At 69.5% G+C, this 11,560-nt stretch carries 9 protein-coding genes; 4 read left to right on the top strand and 5 right to left on the bottom strand.

Features of this window, described 5'->3' with window-relative positions; genetic code table 11:
- Window position 1 precedes the first annotated feature (1 nt).
- Window positions 2-1,054 carry a hypothetical protein gene (locus EVS81_RS03420; RefSeq protein ID WP_130109143.1) on the bottom strand — a complete coding sequence of 351 codons (1,053 nt, stop codon included), beginning with the start codon at window positions 1,052-1,054 and terminating at the stop codon, window positions 2-4.
- Window positions 1,055-1,345: 291 nt separating this feature from the next.
- Between EVS81_RS03420 and EVS81_RS03415 the strand changes: the two genes are divergently transcribed.
- Complete coding sequence (locus tag EVS81_RS03415) at window positions 1,346-2,596, top strand: sensor histidine kinase (RefSeq protein WP_130109142.1); 1,251 nt, start codon at window positions 1,346-1,348, stop codon at window positions 2,594-2,596.
- Between the two features lie 26 nt (window positions 2,597-2,622).
- Here the strand turns inward: EVS81_RS03415 and metX are convergent, their stop codons facing one another.
- Together metX and EVS81_RS03405 are read right to left on the bottom strand one after the other, a co-directional pair.
- Window positions 2,623-3,828, bottom strand: a complete 1,206-nt coding sequence (metX, locus tag EVS81_RS03410) for a homoserine O-acetyltransferase MetX (protein WP_130109141.1) — start codon at window positions 3,826-3,828, stop codon at window positions 2,623-2,625.
- Between the two features lie 145 nt (window positions 3,829-3,973).
- Window positions 3,974-5,299 carry a bifunctional o-acetylhomoserine/o-acetylserine sulfhydrylase gene (locus EVS81_RS03405; RefSeq protein WP_130109140.1) on the bottom strand — a complete coding sequence of 442 codons (1,326 nt, stop codon included), beginning with the start codon at window positions 5,297-5,299 and terminating at the stop codon, window positions 3,974-3,976.
- A gap of 185 nt (window positions 5,300-5,484) precedes the next feature.
- Here EVS81_RS03405 and EVS81_RS03400 point away from each other — a divergent pair, with 185 nt between their 5' ends.
- The gene (locus tag EVS81_RS03400; RefSeq protein ID WP_130109139.1) at window positions 5,485-6,195 is read left to right on the top strand and encodes a uracil-DNA glycosylase; all 711 of its coding nucleotides are present in this window, start codon (window positions 5,485-5,487) and stop codon (window positions 6,193-6,195) included.
- A gap of 44 nt (window positions 6,196-6,239) precedes the next feature.
- On the opposite strand, the gene EVS81_RS03395 is transcribed toward EVS81_RS03400, so the two are convergent.
- On the bottom strand, window positions 6,240-7,202 hold the full coding sequence (locus EVS81_RS03395; RefSeq protein ID WP_130109138.1) for an arginase family protein: 963 nt from the start codon (window positions 7,200-7,202) through the stop codon (window positions 6,240-6,242).
- Between the two features lie 98 nt (window positions 7,203-7,300).
- Entirely contained in the window at window positions 7,301-8,824 is a 1,524-nt protein-coding gene (locus EVS81_RS03390; protein ID WP_130109137.1) for an amino acid permease, read from the bottom strand.
- Window positions 8,825-9,038: 214 nt separating this feature from the next.
- Here EVS81_RS03390 and hutH point away from each other — a divergent pair, with 214 nt between their 5' ends.
- Window positions 9,039-10,616, top strand: a complete 1,578-nt coding sequence (gene hutH / locus EVS81_RS03385; RefSeq protein WP_130109136.1) for a histidine ammonia-lyase — start codon at window positions 9,039-9,041, stop codon at window positions 10,614-10,616.
- A gap of 10 nt (window positions 10,617-10,626) precedes the next feature.
- Window positions 10,627-11,418 carry an IclR family transcriptional regulator gene (locus EVS81_RS03380; RefSeq protein ID WP_240739946.1) on the top strand — a complete coding sequence of 264 codons (792 nt, stop codon included), beginning with the start codon at window positions 10,627-10,629 and terminating at the stop codon, window positions 11,416-11,418.
- Window positions 11,419-11,560 lie beyond the last annotated feature (142 nt).

Raw genomic sequence — 11,560 nt, 5'->3', positions numbered from 1 at the left:
GCTACAGCTTCTTCTCGACGCCGTGCTTCGCCACCAGCGCTTCGAGCTCGGCCCGGTGCGCGTCGACGAACTCCTGCTCCAGTTCGACCTGGATCTTCCACATGCGATCGTCGTACTCGAGCTGCGTTTTGCACTCGAGATCCGCCAGTGCGAGCTCGATCTCGCGGTCCTGGAACTTCTTCACGTCGGCCGGGCTCGGCTCCTGCCACTCGCCCGATTCGTCGTCGGGCATGTGCAGCTCGTTGTACTCCTCCGTGAGCGCCTCCTGTGCCGCCATGGGAGATGCGAATCCGTCGTGACCCGCGTCGGCCACGCAATCGGCCCAGTCGCGGTCGAGTGCGAGAATGTCGTCGTTCGAGCCGTCCCCGCTCCAGAGCGCATCGTAGATCAGATTCATGGATTCGAAGAGCTCCGTGAACTCGGGATCTTCGTATGCGGCCATGCCCCCGCCGCTCTCGGACTGCACCTGGTGCTGCGCCGCGCCGGTGCAGCCGCTCGTCGTCCAGTCGTACTCGAACACCGCCTCGCCGTCCTCCATCGCCGCCAGCTCCTCCTCAGTGGGCTGCGGCCCGTGCAGCGCCTCGACGTAGGCCGTCTGCTCCGATTCGCTGAGCGACTCGACGTAGTCCTGATTGGGGTCGACGTACTCCTCGGGGTCCTCGTGCTGCGCGTCGTCCCGGCCCGGCCAGTCCACGATGCCGTAGCCGTGCTGCTCGATGAACTCCTCGGAGGTCCAGTCGATCTCGTCGCCCTCCTCGGAGCTGATGATCGTGCCGCCGTTCTGCACGTTGGGAACGTACTCGAAACCCTCCCCGCTCATGCACTCCGCGATGAGCTCCTCGGTCTGCTTCGTCTCGGCGTCGAGCTGCTCCTGGGTGTACTCCTCGCCGTCCCAGAGCGCGGACATGTACGCGTCGAGCGGCCCCGCTTCGGAGGCTTCGTCGCCGGGCCCGTCGACGACGGAGCAACCGGTCAGGATGAGGAGTGCGCCGGTGAGCGCACCGAACAGGGCGGCCGTGCGCTGCGAAGCGCGCTGCGAAGCGGAATGCTGCATTGCGAAAACCTCGATTCATGTGCATCGGCGAGGGGTCTGCGCCGCATGAATCGTTAAATTACCATATGTTGGCTATGCCAAGTATTGGCCACAATTGTGCTCATGTGTGTATTGTCCCGGCGGACGCTGTGTGCGCGGCCGTGGCGGTGGTCGCATCTGGGGTTGCCCGCGCGCCGCGGCGCGAAGTTCGCGGATCGGTATCGTCTCGCAACGGTTTGGCACTATGCCTGCACCGTGCTGGCTCCTGGCGAAGAGTATGAATTCACTGTTGATAGGACAGGTGATTCTGGTGTGAGTACTCGGCTCGCCGCACAGCGAACCTGGCCTTTGCCGGCGTGGCTCGAGGTGGGGTCGCCGCAAGCCGCTCGTGTCGTGCACTGGATGCTCGGTTCGCGCTTCGTCGATTTGCCGATCCGAGTGCTCGTGCTGCACGCCGCGGTCACCGGATTCGGAGCATCCTCACCGGACAACTCGGAATTCGTCTACCTGCTGCTGCACTATCTGAGCTGCGTGCTGATCGTTGCAGCCGCGTTCGTCCCCCGCTCCGCTGCGGTCGTGTCGCTCTGGCTGTTCCTGGTGTTCCTCGCTCTCTACCCGCAGCTGCCGAATCCGTTCGACACTCCGGTCGCCATCGGCGCCGCGGTACTGCTGAGCCTGGGGCAGTGGCGCTGGTGGCTCCTCTTCCTCGCCCTCATCGCGGGCGAATACTGGGTGCTGGTGAGCGCCGACCCGACGCACGTCCATGTCCTCGCGCAGGCGCAGGCCTCCTGGGCTCAGAATGCGCTGCTCGCAGTGACGGCGTTCTTGCTGGAGGCGCGTATTCGGCGGGAGACCGATCTGCGCAGGGAGTCGGCTGCGCAGAGCGAACGAGAGGTACTCCAGCTGCGCCTCGGCGTCGCCGCCGACGTGCAGGACTCGATCGCGCACTGCTTGACCGCGCAGGACGCGATCGTGCGGCGACTCGCGGTCGAACGGGATCGGGATACCACCGCGCGAATGCTGGGCGAGCTCGCCCTGGAGACCGGACGTGCACAGGCCCAGCTCGGGGGCTTGCTCGAGCGACTTCGCGATCCGCGGTCGCCGGATGCGTTCGCAGCGCAGGATTCCACGGAACTGCTTCGCCGACTCAACGAGATGCGGTCGGTCGCCGGCGCCGCTGGAATCGAGCTGTCGATGCATGTGGGGGAGCTCCCGAAGCAGATCCCTGCTCGAGAGGCTGAGCAAGCGCAGTTCATGCTGGGCGAGCTGCTGGCGAACCTCGCGCAACACGGCTCCGCGCCAGTGACCAGCGCACTCGGGATCGGGAGCGTCGTCGAGGATGGGCGGCGCTGGTTGGTGATCGAGTCGCGCACACCCGTCGAGAGCAGGCGGGCGAGCGCGCCTCGGCAGCTGGTGAAACGTGCCGAAAGTCTGGGGGGCAGCTGCACGGCCGTCTGCGCCGATGGCGAGTACCGTGTCACGGTGAAGCTGCCCTTGCGCGGCGAGACACGCCCCGACGAGCGCCGTGAGCCTGTCGCGGGAGGCGGATCGCTGACCGGGTAGCCCTTCGCGTTGCGGGCGGCGCGCGTCTATGCCGTCAACAGCCGCGTCAGCTGCGCACCGACCTTCTCGAACTCGATGAGGAATGCGTCGTGGCCGAACGGGGAGTCGATGCGCGTCGCGCGATCCCCGTCGAGACTCCCGGGCGTGTGGCGGGCGATCTCGTCCTGCCCGTCGAGGGTGAAGAGACGATCGCTCGGGATCCCGAGTACCAGCGTCGGCAGGTCGAGTGTCGAGAGCGCGGCGCGCACCCCGCCCCGGCCGCGCCCCACGTCGTGCGAGTTCATGGCCTGCACCAGTGTGATGTAGCTGTTGGCGTCGAAGCGGCGTGTGAACTTGTTGCCGTGGAAATCGAGGTACGACTCCACGGCGAAGCGTCCGCCGCCGCCGAGGGGACTGACCGCCGACTGCCAGGAGCGGCCGAAACGGTCGTCGAGCTCGGTATGGCTGCGGTAGTTGAGGAGCGCGAGTCGTCGCGCGGTCGCGAGTCCGTGGTGCGGGCCGATGCCATCGGGGGCGTCGTAGTAGTTGCCGCCGCGGTACGAGGGGTCGGACCTGATCGCCTCCAGCTGCACCAGATTGAGACCGATCTGGTCGGCCGTGGTGACGGGCGGTGCCGCGATGACTGCCAGCCGCGCCGTGCGATGCCGCTGGGTGAGGCTCCACTCAAGCGCATGCATGCCACCCATCGAGCCGCCGATCACGGCCGCGAAGCGGGCGATCCCGATCTCGTCGGCGAAGCGTGCGGTGGCGGCCACCTGATCCCGGATCGTGAGGTAGGGGAAGCGGCCGCCCCACTCCCTGCCCAGGGGGTCGAGGGATCCAGGGCCCGTCGAACCCTGGCACCCGCCCAGCACGTTCGGCGCGATGATGCAGTACCGGTCGGTGTCGAGCGCCCTGCCCGGGCCCACGATCTCGGTCCACCAGCCATCCGTGGGGTGGCCGGGCCCGGCCGAGCCGACGAGGTGGCTGTCGCCGGTGAGCGCGTGGAAGACGAGGATCGCGTTGTCGCGGCGCTCGTTCAACTCGCCGAAGGTCTCGTACGCGATGCGGACATCCGGGACCTCGATGCCGGCCTCGGTGGTGATCGATCCGATCGGCACGAACAGGCGCTCGCCCACAGGGTCACCGTCGCGCCAGCCGCCTGAGATCGGCGGACGCCCCATGAGCGCGCGCAACTGCGCATCCGTGATGAAGTCGGTGGGGAACGAGTCCTCGGGGGTCTGCCAATCCATAGTTCCCCATTCTGCCCGGGTGCGGCGCAGCCCGGGCGAATGTTACGTGCGGCCGATCCCGATCGTGCAGAGATCGGAGTCCCGAACTGCCGCTTCACCCCGGGAGAAGCAGCACTTCGGGACTCCGGCTTCTGCTGCCCGCCCCCTACGAGTTCGCGGCGGCGGCGACGACCGCGCGCGCCGCGGCGAAGCCCTGCTCGAGGTCGTTCCTGATGTCGTCGATGTGCTCGAGACCCACCGAGAGCCGCACCAGGCCGGGAGTGACGCCGGCGGTGAGCTGCTGCTCGGGGGTGAGCTGCGAGTGGGTCGTCGACGCGGGGTGGATGATGAGCGAGCGCACGTCGCCGATGTTCGCGACGTGGCTGAACAGCTCGACCGCGTTGACGAACGCCTTGCCCGCTTCGACTCCGCCCTTCAGCTCGAAGGAGAGCACCGCGCCCACGCCCTTCGGCGCATACGCGTTCGCAGCGGCGTACCAGGGCGACGTCGGCAGTCCCGAGTAGTAGACCGTCGCGACGTCATCGTGATCGTCGAGCCATTCGGCCACGTCCTGCGCGTTCTGCACATGGCGCTCCATGCGCAGCGACAGCGTCTCGATGCCCTGCAGCAGCAGCCAGGCGCTGTTCGGAGCGATCGCCGATCCCAGGTCGCGCAGCAGCTGCACACGCGCCTTGATGATGTAGGCGATCGCGTCTCCCACGGCGCCGGTGTAGCTGACCCCGTTGTACGAGGGATCCGGCTCGGTGAGCCCCGGGAACCGATCGACGTGCTTCGACCACTCGAAGGTGCCCCCGTCGACGATGACGCCGCCGAGGGTGGTGCCGTGACCGCCGAGGAACTTGGTGGCGGAGTGCAGCACGATGTCGGCGCCGTGCTCGAGCGGGCGTACGAGGTAGGGGCTCGCGACCGTGTTGTCGACGATGAAGGGCAGCCCGTTCTCGTGCGCGACGTCGGCGATCGCGCGGATGTCGAGCACGTTCGAGCGGGGATTGGCGATCGACTCGGCGAAGAAGAGCTTGGTGTTGGGTCGCACCGCGCGCTGCCACGAGGCCGGATCGTCCTGATCCTCGACGAAGGTGACCTCGATGCCGAGCTTCGCGAGCGAGTACTTGAAGAGGTTGTAGGTGCCGCCGTAGATGGAGCTGGACGAGACGATGTGGTCGCCCGAGTTCGCGATGTTGAGCACCGCGAACGTCGACGCCGCCTGTCCGCTGGCGAGCAGCAGTGCGGCGGTGCCGCCCTCGAGCGCCGCGATGCGCTGCTCGGCGACGTCTTGCGTCGGGTTGGTGATGCGGGTGTAGATGGGGCCGAGCTCGGCGAGTGCGAAGCGATTGGCCGCCTGCTCGGTGCTGTCGAAGACGAACGCCGTGGTCTGATGGATCGGCAGCGCTCGCGCGCCGGTCGAGGGGTCGGGCTGCTGGCCCGCGTGGATCTGCTTGGTCTCGAAACCCCAGGCGGTCTGGTCGGTCATGGGTGCTCCTCGCTGAGAGTGGTGGAGAAAGGGGGCGCGCGGTGCTGCGCTCGCCACCAGCCTACGGAGCGTGCGCGCCCACGACAACGACGACGGGACACGCCGCGTAACCTGGGCCGGGCCGGGCGAGGGCAGAAGGTGCGGCTCCGCGCTAGGATCGAATCCGGCGCACGGGCGGAGCGGGCATGGGATTGAATCTGCAGGAGCTGGCCTCAGACGGCCGCATCGCCGAGGACTGGGCCGACGCGCTCGAACCCGTGGGAGACCGTCTGGCCGAGCTGGGGCGCTTCTTGGACGCGGAGCGCGCAGACGGGCATCGGGTACTGCCGGATGAGGATCGGATCCTCGCCGCGTTCCAGCGTCCGCTGGCCCGGGTGCGCGTGCTGATCGTCGGTCAGGATCCCTACCCGACACCCGGGCATCCGATCGGGCTCTCCTTCGCCACCGCGCCAGAGGTGCGGCCGATCCCGCGCAGCCTGCGGAACATCTATCGCGAGCTGCAGGATGATCTCGGCGTTTCTCCGGCGCCCCACGGAGATCTGACCGCGTGGGCGGATCACGGCGTGATGCTGCTCAACAGGGTGCTGACCGTGCGCGCGGGGGTGCCGGCATCGCACCGGGGGAAGGGGTGGGAAGCGGTCACCGAGCACGCGATCCGTGCGCTCGTGGCCCGGGGCGGGCCGCTCGTCGCGATCCTCTGGGGTGCTGACGCCCGTTCGCTCGGACCGCTTCTGGGTGCGACGCCGCGCATCGAGAGTCCCCACCCCTCGCCGCTGTCGGCCTCGCGCGGGTTCTTCGGGACGAGACCGTTCAGCCGCGCGAACGCGGCGCTGCGGGAGCAGGGCGCCGCGCCGGTGGAGTGGGGGCTCGTGGGCGAGAGCGCGCCCGCCGGTTGAGGGAGCGGAGCGAGTCGAAGCCGCGGTGCTGCGAACGACCCCGCTCAGCGGCCGAGGCGCTGCGCGAGGCCCGCGGCGGCCTCGAGCACCAGAAGCGCCGCGAGGCGCACCGTGCGGCCGTCGGCGGCGTCGGCGGTCGCGTCGACCTCCGCGATATCGATGCCGCTCACTCGTGCGTCTGCGGCGAGCAGGCGGGTGAGGCGGCGAAGCTCATGCGCTTCGAGCCCTCCGGGGATCGAGGCCGGGCAGCCGGGGGCCACCGATCGGTCGCAGACGTCCACGTCGAGGTCGACGTGGATCGGCCCGCCACCCGCACCGGCGACGTGCAGCGCCTCCTGGGCTACCTCGCGCAACGGCCGGTCGTGCAGCTCATCGCGGTGGATGACCGTGATGCCGAGCTCGCGCGCACGCCGACGGTACGCCTGCGAATTGGCGAAGTCAGCGATGCCGATCTGCACGATGCGGTGCGGATTGAGGCCGGCTTCGACGAGGCGTCGCACGGGCGAACCGTTGCTGCGTCCCTCGCGCAGGTCGTGGTGGGCATCGATGGTGATGAGGCCGGCGGTCTCGAGCGAGCCGCCGGCCACGCCGAGCGCGGCCGGAACCGTCAGCGCGTTGTCGCCGCCGAGTGCGACGACGAGGTCGGAGCGAGCCGAGAGCTCAGCGATCCGCTGGGCGGCGGCGGCCTCGCCGGCGTCCGAATCCGGATCGGAGAGATCTCCGGCGTCGGCGATCCGCAGCTCCTCGTCGAGCACCAGCTCGGCCTCCGGGCCGCGGCCGCCGGGGTGGCCGGGAGCGACGAGGTGTGAGGAGTAGCGCCGCAGTGCGTGTCGGATCGCCGCTGGAGTCTCGTGCGCATTCGTGGGGGAGAGGGAAGTGCGCGACGTCGGCACGCCCACGATCGTCAGCTCGACGCGGTCACCCGCGATCTCGGGAGCCGGCCAGTCGCCGGTGCGCGGCCAGGAGGGGTCGTGCGACAGGGACGGGGTTTCGGCTGCAGCGCTCATGTGAGCGACGTTAGCAAGAGTTCGACGTGCTCTGCCAGGCTTCCTGGCGGTCGTGTGCGGGATTCCGGACGCGACCGCCAGGCCCTCGGCAGCCCGGATCACTCCTCGCGGTCGACGGGGATGACGGGGATCGGCTCGGTGTGATCGACCAGCTGGTGCGGTCTGCGCCCCGCACCGCGCACGAACGCGAAGTAGCAGAGGGTCAGGAGTCCGATCCAGACGAGACCGACCCAGAGCGCGGGTCGCGACTCCGGCACGATGCCGACCATGACGATCACGAAGACGATGAAGCCCACGGTCAGGTACGACGCGAGCGGCCACAGGGGCACCGGGAACTCGCTCGGGAGCCGGTGCTCGCGAGCGATCTCCGCCTTCATCCGGATGTGGGACACGAGGATCACGAGCCACACGAGCACCGTTGCGAAGGTGGCGAGCGCCCCGAGCAGGAAGAGCACCTGGTCGGGGTAGAAGTAGTTGAGCACGACGCCGATGAGCAGCGCGACGATCATCGTGGCCACCGTCATGACGGGCACGCCGTTGCGCGTCGTCTTCGTGAACGCCTGGGGCGCCTGACCCTGCTCGGCGAGCCCGTGGATCATGCGGCCCGCGCCGAAGATGTCTGCGTTCATCGCCGAGAGGGCCGCGGTGACGAGCACCACGTTGAACACCGCTGCGGCCGCCTGGAATCCGAGCGACTCGAAGATCGAGACGAAGGGGCTCGACTCGCCTGTGATGTCCACCCACGGCTGGATGCACATGATGACTCCGAGCGTGAGCACGTAGAACATGAGGATGCGGATCGGCACGGAGTTGATCGCCTTCGGCAGCACCTGCTTGGGGTTCTGGGCCTCTCCGGCGGTGATGCCGATGATCTCGATCCCGCCGAACGCGAACATCACGATGGTGAAGGAGGCCAGAAGCCCCCAGATGCCGTGCGGCATGAACCCGCCGTGGTCCACGAGGTTCTGGACTCCCATGTCCTCGTGCCCGGCAATGCCGAAGCCGAACACGATGATGGCCGCGCCCGCCACGATGAGCGCGATGATCGCGACGATCTTGATGAGGGCGAACCAGAATTCCAGCTCGCCGAAGACCTTGACGCCGATGAGGTTGATGGCCGCGATGAAGAAGACGACCGCGAGCACCCACACCCACTGGGAGACCTCGGGGTACCAGAATCGCATGTAGACGCCGATCGCGGTGGCGTCGAAGACGGCTACCAGGAACATCTCGAAGGCGAAGCTCCACCCCACCAGGAAGCCGGCGAAGGGGCTGATGTACCGCGAGGCATACTGGCCGAACGAGCCGGAGACGGGGTGTCTCACCACCATCTCGCCGAGCGCGCGCATCACCATGAAGACGGCGGCGCCGCCGATGATATAGGCGAGCAGTACGGCCGGGCCGGCGGTCTGGATCGCGCCGGAGGAGCCCATGAAGAGTCCGGTGCCGATCGCCGAGCCGAGCGCCATGAACCTGATGTGCCTGGCGGTGAGGCCGCGGTGGAGGCGGCCCGCGGGTGCATTCTCGGATGCGTTCTCGGATGCGTTCTCGGATGCGTTCTCGGGTGCTGCATCGTCGATGGCCGCCTCGTTGCGGCCGGTGTCGGTGGACGAGGTATTCATCGCAGTCCTTTCGTGGGGTGCGCGCGGAGCTGCATCGCTCCTGCCGGCGAAGCTAGCAACGCACGACAGGCGCCGGGCGCGGCTCCGCGCAGAATGGGTCCGGGATCCCAGAAACCGCGGGATTCCGGCGCGCTTGTCTTCGAGTCCGGGATACCGGACAATGGACGCGGCGGGGCTCTCGCCCACGGGCCCGCCGTCAGATGGAATCGACACCATGAGCAGTTCATCCTCCCGCACCCCCGTCGTTCTCGGCGCCGCACCGCTGACGGTCGGCGATGTCGTCTCCGTCGCCCGCCACGACGCGACCGTCGAGCTCTCCTCGGCTGCGCTCGAACGCGTCGCCGCGAGCCGCAGGATCATCGAGGATCTCGCGAACGACACACGCCCCCACTACGGCGTCTCGACGGGCTTCGGGGCGCTCGCGAAGGTGCAGATCCCGCTCGAGAAGCGGCAGCAGCTGCAGCGCAGTCTCATCCGTTCCCACGCCGCGGGCACAGGGCCCGAGGTCGAACGCGAGGTGGTGCGCGCGCTCATGCTGCTGCGTCTGAACACCCTCGCGACCGGGCGCACCGGCGTGCGGCCCGAGGTGGTGCAGACCTACGCGGCGATCCTGAACGCCGGCATCGCGCCCGTGGTGCACGAGTACGGCTCGCTCGGCTGCTCGGGCGACCTCAGTCCGCTCGCGCACTGCGCCCTCACACTGATGGGCGAGGGTGAGGTGCGGCTCTCGCAGGATCCGCACGCCGCGCCCGTGCCGGCCGGCATCGCGCTCGCCGAGGCGGGTATCGAGCCGCTCGTGCTGGCGGAGAAGGAGGGGCTGGCCCTCATCAACGGCACCGACGGCATGCTCGGAATGCTCTGCCTCGCGCTGCACGATCTCGCCGGGCTGCTGACCGTCGCCGACGTCGCGGCCGCGGCGAGCGTCGAGGCGCTGACCGGCACCGACGCCGTGTTCGCCGAGGATCTGCACGCACTGCGCCCGCACCCCGGTCAGGCCGACTCGGCCGCCAACATGCGCAGCGTGCTCGCCGGGTCGGGACTGGTGCAGCGGCCCCGCGAGGGCGAGTTCACGCGGGTGCAGGACGCGTATTCGCTGCGCTGCGCCCCGCAGGTGCACGGAGCGGCCCGCGACACTGCGGCCCACGCCGCCCGCGTCGCGTCGATCGAGCTGGTGTCCGCCGTCGACAACCCCGTGGTCACACCCGACGGCCGCGTCGAGTCCAACGGCAACTTCCACGGCGCGCCCGTCGCCTACGTGCTCGACTTCCTGGCGATCGCCGTGGCCGATGTGGCGAGCATCTCGGAGCGCCGTACGGACCGGTTCCTCGACGTGGCGCGCAACCACGGTCTGCCTCCGTTCCTCGCCGCCGACGCCGGCCTCGACTCCGGCCTCATGATCGCGCAGTACACGGCCGCCGGCATCGTCTCCGAGCTCAAGCGGCTCGCGGCCCCGGCGTCGGTCGACTCGATCCCGTCGTCGGCCATGCAGGAGGACCACGTCTCGATGGGCTGGCACGCGGGGCGCAAGCTGCGTCGCGCCGTCGACGGGCTGACGCGCGTGCTCGGCATCGAGCTGCTCGCCTCCACGCGGGCGCTCGACTTCCGCGCGGCCGCGGGGGAGGGGGCGCCCGCGCCGGCTACCGCCGCGGTGCACGCGCTGTTCCGCACCCGCATCGGCGAGCCTGAGACCGACTCGTTCCTGTCTCCGACGGTCGCAGCGGCGCACGACTTCGTGTCGAGCGGAGCGGTGCTGTCGGCTGTGGAGGGGGCGGTCGGCGCCCCACTGGTCTGAGGCGCCTCACGTGAACGCGAGCCAGCCGAAGGCCCCCGCAGCCGATCAGACGCTGCGGATCCTCGGCCTGCTCGCGGGCTCGCGGGGCCCGCTGGCGGCCAGCATGATCGCGAGTCGCCTCGAGCTGCCGCGCTCCACCGTCTACCAGCTGCTCGCCGCGCTGCAGCACCACGGTTTCGTGATGCACCTGCCGGAGGAGAAGCGGTACGGGCTCGGCATCGCCGCCGTCGAGCTGAGTTCGGCGTATGCGCGGCAGGAGCCCCTCGCTCGCCTCGGGCGCCCCCTGCTGCGGGCGCTCGTCGATCGCGTGCGACTGAGCTGCCACCTCGCGGTGCCGCACGGGCGCGACGTGCTCTACGTGATCGAGGAACGGGCGCCGGGTTCGCCGCACCTGGTGACCGACGTCGATGTGCGATTGCCCATGCCCGTGACCGCGAGCGGCAGGGCCGTGCTCGCGGCGCTCCCGAAGGCGCAGGTGCGCGCGCTGTTCCCGGATCGCGGCGCCTTCGTCCAGCGCGGCTCCGAAGGCGAGGAGCCCATCGATCGCTACTCGCGGCTGCGCGCCGTGCTCGACGAGACTCGCACTCGCGGCTACGCGATCGAGCGGGGATCGGTGACCGCCGGCCTCGCCTCCATCGGGGTGCCGGTGCTCGATCACCGCGGCTGGCCGGTCGCCGCGCTGGCGACGACGTTTCCCCAGCGGGATGTCCCCGAGGAACGACTCCCCGGCCTCGCCGCCGAGGCGCGCCGCACTGCGGAGCTCTTGTCGACGCGCATCCACGGCCGTGCCGCGCCGGCCTGACCGGCACCCGGCCGGGTGCCGCAGCGCGGGTTCGGCACCGGATTCGGCACCGGATTCGGCACCGGATCCGGTCGTGTAGAATGGTGAGCTGTACTTCGGCGAGGGGCGCATCTGCGCCCGTGATCGACGCGGGACGGACTGC

Origin of the sequence: Leucobacter triazinivorans (assembly GCF_004208635.1) — a bacterium.
Classification (GTDB): domain Bacteria; phylum Actinomycetota; class Actinomycetes; order Actinomycetales; family Microbacteriaceae; genus Leucobacter; species Leucobacter triazinivorans.
Note: the sequence above shows the minus strand (reverse complement) of the source record. Positions and strands in the feature narration are given on the sequence as shown.

Excerpts from the sequence above, each read along its gene's own strand:
- EVS81_RS03405 (WP_130109140.1), bottom strand. The coding sequence starts at position 5,299 with ATGACCGACCAGACCGCCTGGGGTTTCGAGACCAAGCAGATCCACGCG.
- EVS81_RS03395 (WP_130109138.1), bottom strand. The coding sequence starts at position 7,202 with ATGAGCGCTGCAGCCGAAACCCCGTCCCTGTCGCACGACCCCTCCTGG.
- metX (WP_130109141.1), bottom strand. The coding sequence starts at position 3,828 with ATGGATTGGCAGACCCCCGAGGACTCGTTCCCCACCGACTTCATCACG.
- EVS81_RS03390 (WP_130109137.1), bottom strand. The coding sequence starts at position 8,824 with ATGAATACCTCGTCCACCGACACCGGCCGCAACGAGGCGGCCATCGAC.
- hutH (WP_130109136.1), top strand. The coding sequence starts at position 9,039 with ATGAGCAGTTCATCCTCCCGCACCCCCGTCGTTCTCGGCGCCGCACCG.
- EVS81_RS03420 (WP_130109143.1), bottom strand. The coding sequence starts at position 1,054 with ATGCAGCATTCCGCTTCGCAGCGCGCTTCGCAGCGCACGGCCGCCCTG.
- EVS81_RS03400 (WP_130109139.1), top strand. The coding sequence starts at position 5,485 with ATGGGATTGAATCTGCAGGAGCTGGCCTCAGACGGCCGCATCGCCGAG.